Annotated in this window: 15 protein-coding genes and 2 riboswitches; of the genes, 7 read left to right on the top strand and 8 right to left on the bottom strand. The window is 65.3% G+C overall.

Features of this window, described 5'->3' with window-relative positions:
* Positions 1-16: 16 nt before the first annotated feature.
* Positions 17-322, bottom strand: a complete 306-nt coding sequence (locus tag P3T18_RS23725) for a DUF4148 domain-containing protein (RefSeq protein ID WP_429302399.1) — start codon at positions 320-322, stop codon at positions 17-19.
* A 371-nt stretch (positions 323-693) separates the two neighbouring features.
* On the opposite strand from P3T18_RS23725, the gene P3T18_RS23720 reads away from it, so the two are divergent.
* From P3T18_RS23720 to P3T18_RS23710, 3 genes are read left to right on the top strand one after another with little or no spacing between them, the layout of a single operon-like run.
* Positions 694-3921: an efflux RND transporter permease subunit gene (locus P3T18_RS23720; RefSeq protein ID WP_429302398.1), complete on the top strand. Its 3228-nt coding sequence runs from the start codon at positions 694-696 to the stop codon at positions 3919-3921.
* Between the two features lie 19 nt (positions 3922-3940).
* Complete coding sequence (locus P3T18_RS23715; RefSeq protein ID WP_429302397.1) at positions 3941-5200, top strand: efflux RND transporter periplasmic adaptor subunit; 1260 nt, start codon at positions 3941-3943, stop codon at positions 5198-5200.
* Positions 5201-5227: 27 nt separating this feature from the next.
* Entirely contained in the window at positions 5228-6820 is a 1593-nt protein-coding gene (locus P3T18_RS23710; RefSeq protein WP_429302396.1) for an efflux transporter outer membrane subunit, read from the top strand.
* On the opposite strand, the gene P3T18_RS23705 is transcribed toward P3T18_RS23710, so the two are convergent.
* The 4 genes from P3T18_RS23705 to P3T18_RS23690 form a co-directional block, all read right to left on the bottom strand.
* Positions 6798-8369 carry a heavy metal sensor histidine kinase gene (locus P3T18_RS23705; protein ID WP_429302395.1) on the bottom strand — a complete coding sequence of 524 codons (1572 nt, stop codon included), beginning with the start codon at positions 8367-8369 and terminating at the stop codon, positions 6798-6800. The genes P3T18_RS23710 and P3T18_RS23705 overlap by 23 nt on opposite strands.
* Positions 8369-9046: a heavy metal response regulator transcription factor gene (locus tag P3T18_RS23700; protein ID WP_429302394.1), complete on the bottom strand. Its 678-nt coding sequence runs from the start codon at positions 9044-9046 to the stop codon at positions 8369-8371. Before P3T18_RS23700 ends, P3T18_RS23705 begins: the two co-directional genes overlap by 1 nt.
* Positions 9047-9154: 108 nt before the next feature.
* Entirely contained in the window at positions 9155-10507 is a 1353-nt protein-coding gene (locus P3T18_RS23695; protein WP_429302393.1) for an ATP-binding protein, read from the bottom strand.
* Positions 10507-11166 (bottom strand): response regulator, encoded by a 660-nt coding sequence (locus tag P3T18_RS23690; RefSeq protein WP_429302392.1) that lies wholly within the window; start codon positions 11164-11166, stop codon positions 10507-10509. Before P3T18_RS23690 ends, P3T18_RS23695 begins: the two co-directional genes overlap by 1 nt.
* Positions 11167-11420: 254 nt before the next feature.
* Between P3T18_RS23690 and P3T18_RS23685 the strand changes: the two genes are divergently transcribed.
* Entirely contained in the window at positions 11421-11708 is a 288-nt protein-coding gene (locus tag P3T18_RS23685; RefSeq protein WP_429302391.1) for a DUF4148 domain-containing protein, read from the top strand.
* A gap of 55 nt (positions 11709-11763) precedes the next feature.
* On the opposite strand, the gene P3T18_RS23680 is transcribed toward P3T18_RS23685, so the two are convergent.
* From P3T18_RS23680 to P3T18_RS23670, 3 genes are all read right to left on the bottom strand, one after another.
* Positions 11764-12918, bottom strand: a complete 1155-nt coding sequence (locus P3T18_RS23680) for a porin (RefSeq protein WP_429302390.1) — start codon at positions 12916-12918, stop codon at positions 11764-11766.
* Positions 12919-13025: 107 nt separating this feature from the next.
* The gene (locus P3T18_RS23675) at positions 13026-14009 is read right to left on the bottom strand and encodes a LysR family transcriptional regulator (protein WP_429302389.1); all 984 of its coding nucleotides are present in this window, start codon (positions 14007-14009) and stop codon (positions 13026-13028) included.
* A 242-nt stretch (positions 14010-14251) separates the two neighbouring features.
* Positions 14252-14734, bottom strand: a complete 483-nt coding sequence (locus P3T18_RS23670) for a MerR family transcriptional regulator (protein ID WP_429302388.1) — start codon at positions 14732-14734, stop codon at positions 14252-14254.
* A 186-nt stretch (positions 14735-14920) separates the two neighbouring features.
* On the opposite strand from P3T18_RS23670, the gene P3T18_RS23665 reads away from it, so the two are divergent.
* The 3 genes from P3T18_RS23665 (at position 14921) to P3T18_RS23655 (ending at position 17867) form a co-directional block, all read left to right on the top strand.
* A complete protein-coding gene (locus P3T18_RS23665) occupies positions 14921-16153 on the top strand; it encodes an NADH:flavin oxidoreductase/NADH oxidase family protein (RefSeq protein WP_429302387.1) in 1233 nt (410 codons plus the stop codon).
* A gap of 84 nt (positions 16154-16237) precedes the next feature.
* Positions 16238-16402: riboswitch (yybP-ykoY riboswitch) on the top strand.
* A 10-nt stretch (positions 16403-16412) separates the two neighbouring features.
* On the top strand, positions 16413-16979 hold the full coding sequence (gene mntP / locus P3T18_RS23660; protein WP_429302386.1) for a manganese efflux pump MntP: 567 nt from the start codon (positions 16413-16415) through the stop codon (positions 16977-16979).
* A gap of 105 nt (positions 16980-17084) precedes the next feature.
* Positions 17085-17267: riboswitch (yybP-ykoY riboswitch) on the top strand.
* 9 nt (positions 17268-17276) lie between these two features.
* Complete coding sequence (locus P3T18_RS23655) at positions 17277-17867, top strand: TMEM165/GDT1 family protein (RefSeq protein WP_429302385.1); 591 nt, start codon at positions 17277-17279, stop codon at positions 17865-17867.
* Positions 17868-18009: the final 142 nt, after the last annotated feature.

Below are 18009 nucleotides of genomic sequence, written 5' to 3'. Positions count from 1 at the left end.
CTGAAGCGCATCAACATCAGTCCGCGGACGACGCCGGATGCGACGCCGGCATGCCGCGTGTCGCCACCTGATGTGCGCCGTCGCGGCCATCGGTGTGATGCTGGATGGCGTAGACCTCGCGATTGCGCGCCACCGTGCTGGCCGACGGCGGGTAGTCGTTGTTCGGTGTCGGCACCAGTCCGGCGGCCTGGGCCTGCCTGAGTTGCGCGATGACTTCGGCGTGCGTGAGTCCCGAGGGATTCGATTGAGCGAACGCGTTCGCGCCGAACGTGAGGCCAAGGGCGGTCATCGTGGTAAGCGAGATAGCGGTAAGCAGTTTCATGATGTCTCTCCGATAGTGGACAGGAAGTGAGCTGAAATCAGGCCAGTGGCCAATGGCAAATGGCCACCTCGGGCCACCTCGCCTGAATCACGCTTCTCATTCTTGTCATTTCACCTGTCGGCGCACTGACCCGCGCATTACCGTTCTGTTATCTGACGGTTGGCGAGGCGCTGCATCCCGCCCGCGGCCCCGATCGCGCGGCATTTTTCCCCTCCTTCTCCCAGATAACAGACTTGTAATCTACCGGACCGCAAGCGGTAAGCGCGTGGCCGTCACACTCCCGGCCTATGAAGCGCATCTCATGCGCCGTCCGTTGCATTGCAGTCGTCGAATGACGGGCGCTTCCATTCGTCTCTTTTCAGGAATCCGTCATGTGGATCGTCAAGCTCGCGCTGCGCCGGCCCTATACCTTCGTGGTCCTCGCCGTGCTGATCTTTATCGTCGGGCCGCTTGCGATCCTGCGCACACCGACCGATATCTTCCCGAACATCGACATACCGGTGGTCAGCATCGTCTGGACGTACAACGGTTTTTCCGCGCAGGACATGGCGAACCGCATCACGTCGAACTACGAACGCGCGCTGACATCCGATGTGGACGACATCGAACATATCGAATCGCAATCGCTGAACGGCGTCTCCGTGGTGAAGATCTTTTTTCATCCCGGCGCCGATATCAACCGCGCGATTGCCGAGGCCGCCTCGAATTCCGCGTCGATTCTGCGCGTGCTGCCGCCCGGCACCTTGCCGCCGAACATCATCACGTACAACGCCTCGACGGTGCCGATCCTGCAACTCGGGCTGTCCAGCAATACCTTGTCGGAACAGCAGCTCTACGACATCGGCAACAGCCAGATCCGCACGCAACTCGCCACCGTGCAAGGCGCCTCCGTGCCGCTGCCGTTCGGCGGCAAAGTCCGGCAGATCATGGTGGATATCGATCCGCGCGCGTTGCAGGCCAAGGGTCTCGCGCCGCTCGACGTGGTCAACGCAGTAAACGCGCAGAACCTGATCCTGCCCGGCGGCACCGCGAAGATCGGCACGAAGGAATACAACGTGCAGATGAACGGCAGCACCGACACCGTCGCCGCCCTGAACGATCTGCCGATCAAGACCGTAGCCGGCGGCGTGGTCTACGTGCGCGACGTGGCTCACGTACGCGACGGCTACGCGCCGCAAACCAACATCGTGCGCAGCGACGGCAAACGTGCCGCGCTGCTGACCATCGAAAAATCCGGTAGCACCTCCACGCTGACCATCATCCAGCAGGTCAAGGCGATGCTGCCGCATATCTCGGCCGGTTTGCCCGCCGCCTTGCACATCACGGCGCTGTCGGATCAGTCGGTGTTCGTCAAATCGGCCGTGGTGGGCGTGGCGCGTGAAGCGCTGATCGCCGCCTGCCTGACCGCGCTGATGATCCTGCTTTTTCTCGGCAGCTGGCGCGCCACGCTGATCATCGCCGTGTCGATTCCGCTCGCGGTGCTCAGTTCGCTGATCGCGCTCAGCGCACTCGGCCAGACCATCAACATCATGACGCTCGGCGGCCTCGCGCTGGCGGTCGGCATTCTCGTCGACGACGCCACCGTGGCGATCGAAAACATCACGCATCATCTGGAGAACGGCGAGCCGCTGCACGACGCCATCCTGAACGGCTCGGGTGAAATCGCGGTGCCGACCTTCGTCTCGACGCTGTCGATCTGCATCGTGTTCGTGCCGATGTTTCTGCTCTCGGGCGTGGCGCGTTATCTGTTCGTGCCGCTGGCCGAGGCCGTGGTGTTCGCGATGATCGCCTCGTACTTTTTCTCGCGTACGCTGATTCCGACGCTCGCCATGTATCTGATGCGCGCGCGCAGCACGAAGCCAGTGACCGGCAATGGACCGATCGCGCGCCTCGTGCGTTTTCAGGCGGCCTTCGAGCGGCGTTTCGAAGCGCTGCGCGAACGCTATCGCGGCGTGCTCGGCGCGGCGATTGCCAGTCCGCGCCGTTTCGTGGCGATCTTTCTGCTGCTGTGCGTCGGCTCGCTTGCACTGATTCCGTTTGCTGGACGCGACTTTTTCCCCGCCGTGGATACCGGCGAAATCCGTCTGCATATGCGCGCCCCGACCGGCACGCGCATCGAGGACACCGCGCGCCTGACCGACCAGGTCGAGGCCGCCGTGCGCCGGGTGATTCCGCAAGCGCAACTGGCGGCGGTGCTCGACAACATCGGCGTGCCGGTGAGCGGCATCAATCTGACGTACGACTCGTCCGATCCGATCGGCCCGGAAGACGCCGACGTGATGATCACGCTCGCCACGAAACACAAGCCGACCGCCGCCTACGTGGCGACTCTGCGCACCGCTCTCGCGAAGCAGTTCCCCGGCGTGAGCTTCGCGTTCCTGCCCGCCGACATCGTCAGCCAGATTCTGAATTTCGGTCTGCCCGCGCCGATCGATATCCAGATCGTCGGCAACAAGCTCGACGCCAACCGGGTCGTGGCGAACAAACTGCTTGCCCAGTTGCGCGGCGTGCGCGGCCTCGTCGATGCGCGCATCCAGCAACCGGGCGACGAGCCCGCCATCAACGTGAACGTGGACCGCACGCGCGCCATCCAGGCCGGCCTGCAACAGCGCGAGGTCTCGCAGAATCTGTTGATCGCGTTGTCGGGCAGTTCGCAGACCACGCCGAATTTCTGGCTCGATCCGAAGAACGGCGTCAGCTATCCGCTGGTCGCGATGAGCCCGCAATACGACATCAACTCCTTGCAGTCGCTCGCGAATCTGCCGGTTGCATCCAGCAACGGCGCGAATGCCGCGGCGCTCAACGGCGACCGTCCTGCGCCGCAAAATCTGCTGGGCGCGCTCGGCACGCTTTCACGCGCCACGCAGCAGGCCGTGGTGTCGCACTACAACGTGCAGCCCGTGCTGGACATTTTCGCTTCGGCCCAAGGCCGCGATCTCGGCGGCGTGGCGGCGGACGTCACGCGTCTCGTCGACCAGATTCGCCCGCAATTGCCGCCCGGCGCGTCGATCGTCGTACGCGGCCAGGTGCAGGCCATGCACGATTCCTTTTCCGGCCTCGCGAGCGGCATGGTGTTCGCCATCGTCCTCGTCTATCTGCTGATGGTCGTGAATTTCCAGTCGTGGCTCGACCCGATGATCATCATCAGCGGCCTGCCCGGCTCGCTCGCGGGCATTGCGTGGATGCTGTTCAGCACCGGCACGCGGCTGAGCGTGCCGGCCCTGACCGGCACGATTCTGTGCATCGGCATTGCCACCGCCAACAGCATTCTCGTCATCAACACCGCGCGCGAGTTGCACCACGACGGCAAGCCGCCCCTCACGGCCGCACTCGAAGCCGGCTTCAACCGCTTCCGTCCCGTGCTGATGACCGCGCTCGCCATGCTGATCGGCATGCTGCCGATGGCCCTCGGCCTCGGCGACGGCGGCGAACAGAACGCGCCGCTCGGCCGCGCGGTCATCGGCGGCCTCGCGCTCGGCACGGTGTCCACGCTGCTGTTCGTGCCGGTCGTCTACGGGATGGTGCACGCGTGGCTGGACAAGCGCCGCGCCGCCCGGCAAGACAGGCAGGAAGCCGCCGTGGCCGCCCGCACCCATTGATCCCGACCAGAGCCCTCTCATGAACGATCTCTCTCCGCCGCCAAGGCCCGACGAAACCGGCACCGACGCCACGCCCGGCCCTGCCGCCGCGGCGACTACTTCATCGTCCACCGCTTCTGCTGCGACCGACGCCCGCCAGCCGCAACGCCGCTGGTGGCCGCTCGCGCTGGCCGGCGTCGCGGGCGCGCTCCTGCTCGCCGGCATCGTGCCGCGACTGCACGCGAGCGCCGCGCTGACGCAGCAGACCGAGGCGCAAAGCATGCTGACGGTGTCCGTCATCGCGCCGCGTCCGGCGCCGGCGGTCAACGAACTGTTGCTGCCCGGCTCGATCACGCCGTTCGCCGAGGCGTCCATCTATGCACGCACCAGCGGCTACCTCGCGCACTGGACGAGCGACATCGGCGCGCACGTCAAAAGCGGCCAGACGCTCGCCACCATCGACGCCCCGGAACTCGACGCCCAGTTGCGTCAGGCGCGCGCCGACGAAGCGACGGCGCAGGCGAACTACGACTACGCGAAAAGTACCGCGCAGCGCTGGCAGGACATGCTGAAAACGCAATCGGTCGCCCAGCAGGACGCCGACTCGAAGACGAGCGACATGCAGGCGCGCCGCGCCATGCTGGCCTCGGCGCAGGCCAACGTCGCGCATCTCGCGGAACTGGTCTCGTACGAGAAGATCACCGCGCCGTTCGACGGCGTGATCACCGCGCGCAACGTGGATGTCGGCGCGCTCGTCACGGCGGGCGGCACGCCCGGCACCGCCGGCATGACCGGTGAGCTGTTCCATATCCAGCAGACCGGCGTGCTGCGCGTTTTCGTCGACGTGCCGCAGAACGACGCGGCCTTCGTCACGCCCGGCACCAGCGTCTATCTGAGCGCGCCGCAATATCCCGGCCGGCACATTGCCGCGCGAGTGGCCCGCAACACCGGTTCGATCGACCCCGCGAGCCGCACCTTACGCGTCGAAGTGGACGTCGACAATCAGGATGGCGCGCTGATGCCCGGCGCCTACGCGCAGGTGCATCTGGCGTTGCAGTCGTCGACACCGGCGCTCGATCTGCCCGTCAGCGCCCTGCTGTTCCGCCCGGACGGCGTGACCGTCGCGGTGGTCGATGCGCAAGGACGAACCGTGCTGAAAACCGTGCATATCGGCCGCGATTTCGGCACCCACGTGGAAATCACCACCGGACTCGCGGCCAACGATCGCGTCATCGACAACCCCGGCGACGCCCTGACCGCTGGGCAGGCCGTACAGATCGCGCCGGCTGCGCATAGCTGAGCGGCGGCCATCGTGAGGAATTTCGCCATGCGTTTGACTGTTTCTCTGCTGACGAGCCGCGTCTGCCCGTTGCTACGCCGTCCGTTGACGCTCGCCATGATCGGTGTGCTTGCTGCCTGCTCGACGCTGCCCGCTTACCAGCCGCCCGCGGTCGACGTGCCGGCGCAGTTCGTCGGCGCGAAGGCCGATGCGAACGCGGGCTCAAATACCGATTCAACTACTGCCTCAACTCCCGGCTGGACCCAGGCCGCGCCCGCCGATGCCGCGCCGCGCGGTCCGTGGTGGACGATCTTCGGCGACCCCGTGCTCAATCAACTCGAAGCACGTGTCGCGGTGTCGAACCAGAACGTGCAGAAGGCCGTCGCCCAGCTTCAACAGGCGCGTTCGCTGGTCGATTATCAGCGCGCCGGTTTTTTCCCGACCATCACGGCCGGCGCGTCGCAGAATCGCGCGCGGGTGTCGCAGAATGTCGAAGGCCGCTCGCTCGCGGGCAAGACCGTGCCGGACTATTCGGCGGGCGTGTCGGCGAGTTGGGAGCCCGATCTGTTCGGCCGCGTGCGCGACAGCGTGGCCGGCGCGCGGGCCAATGCCGACGCGAGCGCGGCGGATCTCGAAGCCGTTCGCCTCGCGATGAGCGCCGATCTCGCCGTCGACTATTTCGCCTTGCGCTCGCTCGATACGCAGAAGAAGCTGCTCGACGACAGCGTGCAGGCCTACGCCGCCGCCTTGCATCTGTTGCAGCAGCAGTTGCAGAACGGCGCGATCGACGCCTCGGCGGTCGCGCAGGCCACCGCGCAACTCGAAGCGACGCGCACCCAGTCCACCGACATCGACGTGAGCCGCGCGCAGATGCAGCACGCCATCGCGACGCTGATCGGCATGCCGGCTTCGTCGTTCACGCTGGCGCCCGCGGCGCCAGATACGCAGACCGTCCCACCGCCGCCGATTCCCGTCGGCGTGCCGTCGCGCATGCTGGAGCGGCGGCCCGATATCGCCGCGGCCGAGCGTCGCGTGGCAGCGGCGAATGCGCAGATCGGCGTGGCGCACGCGGCCTTCTTTCCGGATCTGATGCTGTCGGCGAGCGCGGGCCTGGAGAGTACGTTCTTCGCGCCGTGGCTGAGCGCGCCGAGTCTGTTCTGGTCGATCGGACCGCAACTGGTCGGCACGTTGTTCGACGGCGGCCGCCGCAGCGCTACCTTGCATGGCGCCAACGCCCAGTACGACGGCGCGGTGGCCGACTACCGGCAATCGGTGCTGGTGGCGTTCCAGCAGGTCGAGGACAATCTGTCCGCGCTGAACTCGCTCGCCGACGAAGCCCAGAGTCAGCAACGCGCGACCCGCGCCGCCGATCTCTCGCTTCGCCTCACCACCAACCGTTTCAATGCGGGCGCAGTCAGCTATCTCGACGTGGTGACGGCCCAGACGATTGCGCTCACCAACCAGCGCAACGCGGATCAGATCGCCGCGCGCCGGTTGGAGTCGAGTGTGCTGTTGCTGAAGGCGCTAGGCGGCACATGGCAAGACGACGGCGCCGGCAGCAGTAACACCAGCACCACCGGCAGCGTGCCGGAAAACGCGGCCACGGCGTCCGCCGCCGTCAGCCGACCCGCGGGAACGTGAGAATGAAGCGCGTGCCGTGCGCGTCGCTTTCCGCGCGCACGGTGCCGCCATGCAGCTCCATGATGGTGCGGACGATGGCGAGACCGAGCCCCGTCGATCCCGTCGAGGCTTGCGACACACCGGCCTGCGGCAGCGTGCTGCGTGACGGGTCGATCCGATAGAAGCGGTCGAAGATCCGCTCGATGTGTTCGGGCGCGATCGGCTGCCCCTGATTCGTCACGCTCACGCGCGTTCCGCGCTCCGAGGCGCTGGCGTCGAGCACGATCTCGCCGTCGGGCGGCGTGTAGCGGATCGCGTTGGCGAGCAGGTTGCTGACCGCGCGCCGGAACAGTTCGAGGTCCGCGGTGAGACGCGCCGCGCCGCTGACACGCACGCTCACCCGCGCGTCTTCGGCAATGCCTTCGAAGTACTCCGCGATATGCGTCAGTTCGAGCGCCACGTCGAATTCGTGCATGTGTTTGACGAATTGCGGATGTTCCGCGCGAGCAATGAACAGCACGCTTTCGATCATGCGCGTCAGGCGGTCGCATTCTTCCACGTTCGAGGCCAGCAGCGCCTCGTATTCTTCGGTGGAGCGCGGCCGTGCGAGCGCCACTTCGGCCGCGCCGCGCATGTTGCTCAGCGGCGTGCGCATGTCGTGCGCGAGGTCGGCGGTAAAACGCGACAGGCGCTGGAATCCCAGGTCCACACGCGCGAGCATCGCATTCAGCGCGCTCACCAGCGCCGTCAGTTCGCTCGGCACGCGCGCCGTCTCGATACGCGTGTCGAGACGGTTGACCGTCACCCGGCTCGCGCTGGCCGCGATGTCGCGCAGCGGACGCAGCGCTGCACGGATGAGCAGATAACTCAGCAGGATGGCGAGCACTACGCCGACCACGCCGGCCAGATGCAGTTCGTCGCGATAGCGGTCGAGCAGCAGCCAGCGGTCGCTCATATTGCGCGCCACCAGCACGCTCGCCACTTCGCCGTCGCGCAGACGCACGTCGGTCAGGATGCCGCGAATCGGCGCGCCGTCGCGGCCGGTCCAGTCGCCGATATCGGTTTCGGTGATGCGCGCCATCGAGGGAATGCGTTTGAGCGGCGGCAGATCGGCGATGGATAGCGCGCCGCTCGCCGCGCCGGGCACCTCGGTGTCGCTTGCGGCGCGGTTTTCCGCTTCGCTGGCGAAGCGGCTCGCGATGTCGGCGTCGGCGCGGCTGGCGGTGCCGCTCGCCGCGTCTTTCGAACCGAGCGGCACGGCGAAGGTCGCGGCGATGTTGTGCTCGATCACCCGCTGCCCATCCGGGCCGAACATCGCCAGCGACATCGCTTCGTTGCCGAGGACCGTGCTCACGAGCCGGTCGCTGTGTTCGCGAATGCCTTTGGCCGTGTCGAGTTCCTCGGCGAGGCGGCGGGCGTGACGCGCGGCCAGCACGATGTCGAGGTTGTCCTGCGTCTTGATCTGCCGGTCCAGCGCGAGGTAAAGATAACTGCCGACGAGGGCGAACACCGCGAGCGTGGTGACGCCGAATGCAAGAGCGAGTGTCGCGGCGAGCGAGCGGCCGCGCATCAGCCGGCGTCCTTCACTTCGAGCACGTAGCCGACACCGCGTACGGTATGAATCAGTTTGACCGGGAAGTTGTCGTCGATCTTGGTGCGCAGACGGCGGATCGCCACTTCGACTACGTTGGTGTCGCTATCGAAGTTCATGTCCCACACGTACGAGGCGATCTGCGTGCGGCTCAGCACCTCGCCCTGACGGCGCGCCAATAGTTGCAGGAGAGAGAACTCGCGCGGCGTGAGGTCGATGCGCGTGCCGCCGCGTTTGACGCGCCGGCGATTCACGTCCATTTCCAGATCGCCGACCTTGATCAGTTCGCTTTCGCGCGGCGGCCCGCGACGCGCCAGCGTGCGCACGCGCGCCAGCAATTCGACGAAGGCGAACGGCTTGACGAGGTAATCGTCGGCGCCGAGTTCGAGGCCGCGCACGCGGTCGTCGATGTCGTCGCGCGCCGTGAGAAACAGCACGGGCGTGGTGCGCGTCGTGCGCAGCGTCTTGACGATGGTCCAGCCGTCCATGCCGGGCAGCATCACGTCGAGCACGATGACGTCGTACTCTTCTTCCTGCGCAAGAATGAGGCCTTGCGGGCCGTCGTTGGCGACGTCGACCGCGTAACCGGATTCTTCCAGGCCCTTGCTCAGGTAGGCGGCTGTTTTCAGCTCGTCCTCGATCACCAGGATTCGCATTTCAGGCTCCGCGTAGCGTTCACTGCCAGATCATACCGGCAAGCCCGGCGGCCTGGCGTGACTGGTCGACGTCACGGGTCGACGTGAAGATTGGGCGTGACAGGTCTTTCACGATTTCACCACCGCCTCGTAAGCGGCAAGGCCGGTGATCGACACGCGCAGACCAGGCGCGCCCACGTTGTTGCGCAACGCAAGACCGATCCGATGACGCTCGGCGATTCGCGACACGATGGCGAGTCCGAGTCCGCTGCCCTCGCCTTGCGCCTCTTCGCCGCGATAGAAGCGGTCGAACACGCGTTCGATCTCCGCCTCCGGAATACCCGGCCCGTTGTCGACCACGTCGAAACCGACCTGATCGCCCGTGCGCCGCAAAATCACATCGACGCGGCCGCCGGCCGGCGTATGGCGAATCGCGTTGTTGACGAGGTTGCCCAGCAGCACGCTCATGCCGTGCGTTTCGGCCAGCACGGTGTAGGCGTCGGACGCGCTGCGCGATTCTTCGCACTCGAGACCGAGGTCGATCTGGCGCGTCTCCGCCAGCAGCGAAAGATCGCCGACCACCTGCTCCGCCGTGCGGCGCAAGCTCATCGGCACCATTGAGGTCACCGGATGCGCGTCTTCTCTCGCCAGCGTCAGCAACTGCTGCACCAGATGGATGATCCGGTTCACGCGCCCTTCGACGCGCTCCAGGGTCTGTCCTTCGCCCTTGAGCGAGCCGTCGCGCGACGCCGCCTGGATTTGCAGCTTCAGCGCGGCGAGCGGCGAGCGCAGTTCGTGCGCGGCGTCGGCGATAAACGTGCGCTGTGCCTGCGACGCTTCGCCCAGACGCTGCAACAGATCGTTGAGCGCCTCCACCAGCGGCCTGATTTCGACCGGCACGTTGGCATCCAGCCGCAATGGTTCGAGAGAATCGATCGAGCGCGTGGACAATGCGCGAGACAGACCGCCGATCGGCGCGATGGCGCGTGTCACGACCAGCAGCACCAGCACGATCGTCATCGGCACCATCAGCGCGAGCGGCCACAAGGTGCGCAGCGCGAGCCGCAATGCGAGTTCTTCGCGCACCGACACCGGTTGGGCGACCTGGATGTAATGATCGGGCCGCGCGAGCCCGAACGTGCGCCAGTGATATTCGGCGCGCTCCACCGTGTTGAAGCCCTCGGGCAAACGCGACAGCACCGGCGCCTGCGACGAGTGATAGACGAGCGCGCCCGAACGGTCCCAGATTTCGATGACGATGCGGTCGTCGGCGAGATCGCCGAGATCGGGACGGCTGTATTCGCGGTCGCCGGTGCTCGCGAGATTCGACGGCAGCGAGCGCGCCACGGTGCGCAGTTCGTAGTCGAACAGCTCGCTCGCCTCTTCGCGCGCCGTGTGGAAAATGCCGTAAGCCGCGACCAGCGACGCCGCTGCCAGACCGAAAATCAGCCAGCCCAGCAGCCAGCGGCGAATCGACGTCATCAGCACCTCTTCAGACGGTAGCCGACGCCGCGCACGGTGACGACTTCTTCCGCGCCGATCTTGCGGCGCAGACTGTGCACATGCACTTCGATGGTGTTGCTGCCGACTTCCTCGCCCCAGCCATAGAGCTTTTCTTCGAGTTCGGCCTTGGTGAATACGCGCGTGGGTTCTTCGATCAGCGCCTGCAGCAACGCGAATTCGCGCGGCACCAGCGGCAGGGGCACGCCGTCCTTGGTGACTTCGTGCGCGGCGGGATCGAGTGTCAGTTGACCATGCGCGTAGACCGGCTGCTTCTGACCCGTGCGCCGGCGCAACAGCGCACGCACGCGTGCGGCCAGTTCGTCGAGGTCGAAAGGCTTGATGAGGTAGTCGTCCGCGCCCGCGTCGAGCCCGCGGATGCGCTCGTCGACGGCGTCACGCGCGGTCAGGATGATGACCGGCGCCGCACCGCCGACCTTGCGATAGGCGTTGAGCACGTCGATGCCGTCTTTCTTCGGCAAGCCGAGATCGAGCAGCACGAGGTCGTAGACACCATTGCCCAGCGACAACTCGGCCGCGCGGCCGTCCGCCGCCCAGTCGATCGCATAGCCCGAGCGGCGCATCGCGCCCAGCACGGTCTCCGCAATCATCTCGTCGTCTTCGACCAGCAATAGCCGCATGGCGTCTCCCCTGTCCGTTATGCCCGCATCGTGCGATACGCGTATTGTCCGCTGCGCAAGCTTAACGCTTCCTTAGGCGTTCCTTAAGTCCTGCTGCCAGGCAGCCTGAGGGACGCGCAAAAAGATTGCGGAGATTCGCGGAGATAACAGAACGGTAATCGCAAGGTCAGTGAGGCGACAAGCCCGCTGACGAAAATGGCAGGCGTGGCTCGAAGCTCCTTGTCCGCCACCCGATCCATTACCGGAGAGACATCATGAACTGCTTCACTGTATTGACCGCCGCCATGCTGAGCCTGTCGTTCGGCGCTCCTGCTTTTGCGCAGTCGGCTTCGCATGAATTGACCCGCGCCGAAGTGCGGGCGCAACTCGTGCAGGCCCAGGCCGAGGGCTTCGTGCCGGTGCCGAAGGGCGATTACCCGCCGTCACAGCAGGCCATCGCCCATAACCGGGAAATTTATGCGATCCAGCATGGCTCCGACGCCGCGCCGCTGGCGAACACGAAGAACCCGGCCGCCGACCATCCGGCATCGGCGGCAAACTGAAACGCCGATGCGCGGCAAGGCGGCGCCGGATTCGAGCGGCCGTCCGCCCGGGTGCTTAGAACGTGTGGCGGATACCGACGCGGGCGAGGAACTGGTTCGGACCCGACGACGGTGCGTCGGCGCCCGTGATGTATGCGGTATTGAGCGGCATCGCGACCAGGCCGCCGCTCGAAGCATGCTGGTACATGCCCTGCACGTAGGCGTCGGTGCGCGGCGACAGCGTGTAGTCCACCATCAGGCCGAACTGGTGGTACTTGGGCTTGGAATTCCCCGCGTTGCTGTCGAAATGGGCCAGCGTGTAGTTGTACATGGCGCCCACATAGGCCGCCTTCATGAACTGGTATTTCGCGTTGACCTCGAAGTTGTCGAACTTGAGGCTGTTCGCGGTGTTCGCGAAGTTGCCCACGTAGACCGAACCGGTCGCATTGTTCAGCGTGGTGTGGCTGTACACGAAGCCGAGTACCGTCGGGCCGATCGTGTAGTTGATCCCCGCGCCCCAAACCTGCTGACGCGAGGCGAAGAAGTCGGTGTCGTCGGTCGAGAGCGAGCCGCCGGCGGTGCCGCCCGGATTGTTGATCTGCATATAGGCGGCCGCCACGCTGACGGCAGCGCCCACGTATTGCGCGCCGAAGCTGTACGAGCGGTTGTTCGCGAAGCCGCCCGCCTGGTTGCTGAAGCCGTACAAGCCGCCGAAGGTCACGCCGCCGTAGGTGTTGCTCGTGTACTTCACGCTGTTGTTCAGGCGGAACGAGTTGTCCGTGTTGTCGTTATCGTAGGGATGCGAGAGCATGTAGCCGGCCCAGTTGCCGTTGGCCGTGAGCGGTGCGAGATAGTCCACCACCGAATCGTATTGCCGCCCCATCGTCAACGTGCCGAACTGCGCCGAACTCAGGCCGACATAGGCCTGCCGTCCAAACATGCGGCCGCCCTGGCCGAGCTTGCCGGTGTTGACGTCGAAGCCGTTTTCCAGCTGAAAAATCGCCTTGGTGCCGCCGCCCAGGTCTTCCGATCCCTTCAGGCCCCAGCGGCTGCCCTGCGCGAATCCGCTTTCCATCTGGACGTTCGAATGGCCGCCGGTATTGCTGGTGTAGTTCAGGCCTTCGTCGATCAAACCATACAAGGTGATACTGCTTTGTGCCATCGCGGCGATTGGAGTGAGCGTAAAGCCGAGCGCCGCATTGACGACCGAGGCCAGCAGAATTTTTTTCATGAATGCAGATCCTTGAGTGTGAGAACGCCGCGCCGGAAGCTGCCTGCATGGCGCGCCATGCCACGTCAGCAGATAGGCTCCGGTCTCGGGTGCTCGCACTGTAGGACCTACAAAATCCGTCCCGCCAGCAATTCAGTATTGCTCTCCAGGTGTGGCGCCTTGCCGACGCGCGCATCGTTTTCAGGCTTGTTTTCCAGTGGAATCCGACGATAGTGCTCCACCACGAAATCGATGAAGCCGCGCAACGCGACCGCCATGCGCGGCTGGCTCGAATACAGCAGCCAGACCGTGCGTTCGTCGTCGCACAGGGGCGCGTCGTCGAGCAATGCCTGCAGGCTGCCGTTGGCCAGTTCGTCGCGCACGAACGAACGCGACAGGCGCGCGATGCCGAGTCCCGCCTGCACGGCCCGCTTGACCACCTGCGGACTCTGTATGTTCATGATCGGCTGCACGACGACACGCTGCGTGCCGTGCGTGTCGCGAAACTCCCAGTAACGGCTCGGCGCATCCGACGCGACGAGCACGTCGTGCAAGGCGAGTTCGCCCGGCGTGCACGGCACCGGACAACGCGCGAGATAGTCAGGACTGGCGACGATGACATCGCGTATCTGCGCGAGCGGCCGGCAAACCAGCGACGAATCGCGCAAGCGCCGCTCCGCGCTGAAGCAGACGTCGAACTCGCTGACGGCCACGTCGCTCATGGTGTCGAACACCGTCAGCTCGAAACGGATGCGCGGTTCCAGCGCACGATACGTCGCCAGGACATCCGGCAGGTCGGTGGTCGCGTAAAGCGACGACGCGGCGATTCGCAGCGAGCCCGTGGGTTGTCCCACGGCGCACGCGATGCATTCGTCCATGGCGTCGAGCTGGCTCAGCAATTCGATGCTGCGTTCCCAGTACATCTGTCCGATGGCGGTGAGCGACACATGCCGCGTCGTGCGATTGACGAGCCGCACGCCGAGATGTTCTTCGAGCGTCGCGAGACTGCGTGTCACGACCGAGTTGGACATGTTCAGTTGCTTGGCCGCCTCGGCAAAACTCAAGCACTCCGCGACTTTGGCGAAGATCCGTATTGATGCCAGCTGATTCATCGTGTTCTCCGGCGCGCACCGGGTCGGCCATCGCGTGGACGCCATGCGCGGGCATCGCGGCTTGGTGCGGCCATGGTGCGGCATCAAGCGGCATCACACCGGCCTTCAGCCGCCCGAGCCTGGAAGTTGGAATAGAGGATGAATTCGAGCTTAGCGGGTACGGGCTTACGCGAGTCCGACCGGCAGATTACCGAATTGTCATGTGGCGCGAAGCTTCATTCGCGACGCCGGCCGATTGCAGTCTAGCGGGACCGGACCGCGCGGCGGCTTGTTTTGCCGAGCACCTTGACGTCCTTGCTCGCGAGAACCGGACGGCCGACTTCGCCGCGTTGTATGCGCGACAACACGCGCTTCGCGTTGGCGGCGCAATCCATCTCCGCGGGCCTGGCTTCGATCTCCTCGATCAGCCACACGAGATGTGTTTTGCTCTGCGCGAGGCGAGCCTCCAGCGCTTCGATGTCCTGCACCTTCAGACGCAGCGTGTCGAGCAAGGTGGCGTGCTGCCACTGCGCCGAATCGGGCGGCAGCAGCATGGCGATCTCGTCGAGACTGAAGCCGGCCTTCTGCGCGCTCGTGATGAGATCGAGAACCAGCGCGGCTTCGGCGGGATAAGTGCGATAGCCGTTCGACTCGCGTTGAACGGTCTTCAACAGACCGATGCGCTCATAGAAGCGGATGCGCGACGGCGCAAGCCCGGTGCGTTCCGCGAGTTCCCCGATTTTCATTGGCTCGATACTCCGTGAAGACTGCGTTGCGCCGTTCGTGCCGGATGGCGCAAACCTCGAAGCCGACTTTAATCCGCGAGTCGAAAAGCGGTCAAGCGGGCGCTCGGGGTCCACGTACCGAAAGCGCTTGACATTAAACTTCACTTCAACCTTAGAGTGTGCAGCACGATCAATCGAGGTGGTCCCATGAACGTGTTCGACACACTCACTCTCCCCAACGGTTCGGTCATCCCGAACCGGATTGCCAAGGCGGCCATGGAAGAAAACATGGCGGACGCCGATCACGCGCCCTCCGAAAAACTCATGCGCCTCTACGCGGCGTGGGCGAACGGCGGCGCCGGCCTGCTGATTTCGGGCAACGTGATGGTCGACAGCCGCGCCATGACGGGGCCCGGCGGCGTCGTGCTGGAGAACGCCGGCCAGTTGGCGAAATTCTCCCGCTGGGCGCAGACCGGCCGCGCCGGCGGCGCGCAGTTCTGGCTGCAAATCAACCATCCGGGCCGTCAGATGCAGGCCAGCCTCGGTCAGCCGACATGGGCGCCGTCCGCTATTCCGCTCGAACTGGGCAAGCTGTCCAAACGCTTCAATACGCCGCTCGCCATGACGCAGGAAGTCATCGACGACGTGATCGCGCGATTCGCCCGCACGGCGCAACTGGCGGAACAGGCGGGCTTTACCGGCGTCGAAATCCACGCGGCGCATGGCTATCTGCTGAGCCAGTTCCTGTCGCCGCTCACCAACCGCCGGACCGACCGGTGGGGCGGCTCGCTGGCGAACCGCGCGCGTTTGCTGCTGGCCATCGTCGAAGCGGTTCGCGACGCCGTGTCGCCGGCGTTTGCCGTTGCCGTGAAGCTGAATTCGGCGGATTTCCAGCGCGGCGGCTTCACGGCCGACGACGCGCGCCAGGTGGTCGAGTGGCTCGGCGCGTTGCAGGTGGACCTGGTCGAACTATCCGGCGGCAGCTACGAAGCGCCGGCCATGCAGGGCGAAGCACGCGACGGCCGCACTCTGGCGCGCGAGGCCTACTTCCTGGAATTCGCGCGCGACATCCGCAAGGTCGCCAGGATGCCGGTCATGGTGACGGGCGGCATCCGGCGGCGGCAGGTCGCGCAGCAGGTGGTGGAGAGCGGCGTGGAGATGGTCGGCGTGGGCACGGCCCTCGCGATCCATCCCGATCTGCCGCGGGACTGGAAAAGCGGCAAGGACAGCGCGCCCGAACTGCCGCCGATCGTCTGGAGGAACAAGACGCTGGCGTCGCTCGCGAACATGGCGACCGTCAAGTTCCAGTTGCGCAAACTGAGTCTCGGCAAAACGACCGACCCGGCGGTGTCCCCGCTGCGCGCCCTGCTTCTGCAACAGGCCACCGACGCATGCCGCACGCGCCGTTACCGGCGCTGGATGTCGCAACGCGCGGCCTGAACGCTGCGCCACGCGTTTGGCCGACTCGTATTGCCGACCCGTAAGGCCAGTTTAATTACAAAAAGCTTTCTGACGTGATAAGCTCGTGCTGTCTTTGGGGAGTAGCCGGCTTCTACCCAGAAGCGCCTGCGTCAACATTCTCGGTCGCCAGACCGTGGTGCAGGCAGCCCTTTAGTTGGCAAGACCATCGACACACCACGCGACCGGTCGGGCGCGGCGGTGTGTCGCGGTTTCCGCCCGACCACGAGCCACCTCTCTCATGAACCCTGTTGCAACGCTTTTCCTCGCTTTTGCCATGTCCACCGACGCCTTCGCGGCTGCGATTGGCAAAGGCGCGACCCTGCATCGTCCGCATTGGCGCGAAGCGCTACGCACCGGCCTCATCTTCGGTGTCATCGAAGCGCTGACGCCGCTGATCGGCTGGTTTCTCGGCCGCGCCGCGGCACAATACGTATCGGCCTGGGATCACTGGATTGCGTTCACGCTGCTCGGCGTGCTCGGTGCGCGCATGATCTTCAACAGCTTTTCCGCCAGCGAAACTCACGAGACGAAACCAACCGCCCATTCGTTCTGGCTGCTTGCGCTCACCGGTTTTGCGACCAGCATCGACGCGATGGCGGTCGGCGCCGGCCTCGCCTTCGTCAACGTCAACATCTACTCCACCGCCGCGGCCATCGGCCTCGCCACCGCGACCATGGTGACCATCGGCGTGCTGCTCGGCCGCGTCATCGGCAACGTGGTGGGACGACGCGCGGAACTGGCGGGCGGCGTCGTGCTGATCGGCATCGGCTGCGTGATTCTCGCCGAGCATCTGCAGGTGTTGTGAATCCGGCTGCGCGGCGCTCTCATTGAAGTGCGCGCGCCCCACCCCACGCGCCGCGAACCGATTAATGGCGTAAGTTGCGCCGCTCGCTGACGGCGCGGTAGAATCGCGGCTCTCATTGGGGAGTAGCCGCCTCGACTGCAATGTTCGAGGGTGCACGTCAACATACTTGGAGGTCGCCAGACCGCCATGGCGTGCACAGCACTTTGCCTGGCAAGACCGATGACTCGCATTCCGACCTGACCGGGTCGCCGGAGTGCGTGTCATTGCGTTCTTATAGAGCGGCCCGGCCCACAATACATGCAATCATTCCTCGTATCGACCAGCGTGGTCGGCCTCGCTGAGATCGGCGACAAGACCCAGCTTCTATCCCTCGTGCTGGCCGCGAGATATCGCAAACCCATCCCCATCATTCTCGGTGTGTTTGTCGCGACGCTGATCAATCATGCCGCGTCCGGCGCGCTCGGCGCGTGGCTCGCCAGCATTCTCAGCCCGGCCATTCTGAACTGGGCGGTGGTTGCCTCGTTCGCGGTGATGGCCGTCTGGATTCTGATCCCCGATAAGCTCGACGGCGCCGATGCCGTGTCCACCAAACATCCGATGGGCGTTTTCGGCACCACGGCCCTGACGTTCTTTCTCGCCGAGATGGGCGACAAGACCCAGGTCGTGACGATCGCGCTCGCCGCGCGCTTTCACGAGTTTTTCGGCGTGGTGGCCGGCACGACGCTCGGCATGATGCTGGCGAACGTGCCGGTGATCTACCTGGGTCACAAATTCGCCGACCGTCTGCCGACCAAGGCCGTGCACATTCTGGCGGCCGTCATCTTCGTCGTGCTCGGTGGCCTGGCGCTGCGAACCGCGCTGTATCCGCAGCAGTACCCGATGTTCTGATCCGCACGGCAAGCAGAAAAAAGCATATTTCAGCGGGCAATGCCATACCATAGGCATGCGTTGCCCGATTCGGGACGGGTGGCGCCCTTCGGGCTGCCACTTCCCGTCATCAGACCGCACGACCCGCCGTCACCCAGGGGCA

It is taken from the genome of Paraburkholderia sp. GAS199 (assembly GCF_050436585.1).
Taxonomy (GTDB): Bacteria; Pseudomonadota; Gammaproteobacteria; order Burkholderiales; family Burkholderiaceae; genus Paraburkholderia.
The sequence above is the reverse complement of the archived record's forward strand: the minus strand, read 5'-3'. Positions and strand labels throughout refer to the sequence as shown.

Excerpts from the sequence above, each read along its gene's own strand:
- P3T18_RS23725 (WP_429302399.1), bottom strand. The coding sequence starts at position 322 with ATGAAACTGCTTACCGCTATCTCGCTTACCACGATGACCGCCCTTGGC.
- P3T18_RS23720 (WP_429302398.1), top strand. The coding sequence starts at position 694 with ATGTGGATCGTCAAGCTCGCGCTGCGCCGGCCCTATACCTTCGTGGTC.
- P3T18_RS23715 (WP_429302397.1), top strand. The coding sequence starts at position 3,941 with ATGAACGATCTCTCTCCGCCGCCAAGGCCCGACGAAACCGGCACCGAC.
- P3T18_RS23710 (WP_429302396.1), top strand. The coding sequence starts at position 5,228 with ATGCGTTTGACTGTTTCTCTGCTGACGAGCCGCGTCTGCCCGTTGCTA.
- P3T18_RS23705 (WP_429302395.1), bottom strand. The coding sequence starts at position 8,369 with ATGCGCGGCCGCTCGCTCGCCGCGACACTCGCTCTTGCATTCGGCGTC.
- P3T18_RS23700 (WP_429302394.1), bottom strand. The coding sequence starts at position 9,046 with ATGCGAATCCTGGTGATCGAGGACGAGCTGAAAACAGCCGCCTACCTG.
- P3T18_RS23695 (WP_429302393.1), bottom strand. The coding sequence starts at position 10,507 with ATGACGTCGATTCGCCGCTGGCTGCTGGGCTGGCTGATTTTCGGTCTG.
- P3T18_RS23690 (WP_429302392.1), bottom strand. The coding sequence starts at position 11,166 with ATGCGGCTATTGCTGGTCGAAGACGACGAGATGATTGCGGAGACCGTG.
- P3T18_RS23685 (WP_429302391.1), top strand. The coding sequence starts at position 11,421 with ATGAACTGCTTCACTGTATTGACCGCCGCCATGCTGAGCCTGTCGTTC.
- P3T18_RS23680 (WP_429302390.1), bottom strand. The coding sequence starts at position 12,918 with ATGAAAAAAATTCTGCTGGCCTCGGTCGTCAATGCGGCGCTCGGCTTT.
- P3T18_RS23675 (WP_429302389.1), bottom strand. The coding sequence starts at position 14,009 with ATGAATCAGCTGGCATCAATACGGATCTTCGCCAAAGTCGCGGAGTGC.
- P3T18_RS23670 (WP_429302388.1), bottom strand. The coding sequence starts at position 14,734 with ATGAAAATCGGGGAACTCGCGGAACGCACCGGGCTTGCGCCGTCGCGC.
- P3T18_RS23665 (WP_429302387.1), top strand. The coding sequence starts at position 14,921 with ATGAACGTGTTCGACACACTCACTCTCCCCAACGGTTCGGTCATCCCG.
- mntP (WP_429302386.1), top strand. The coding sequence starts at position 16,413 with ATGAACCCTGTTGCAACGCTTTTCCTCGCTTTTGCCATGTCCACCGAC.
- P3T18_RS23655 (WP_429302385.1), top strand. The coding sequence starts at position 17,277 with ATGCAATCATTCCTCGTATCGACCAGCGTGGTCGGCCTCGCTGAGATC.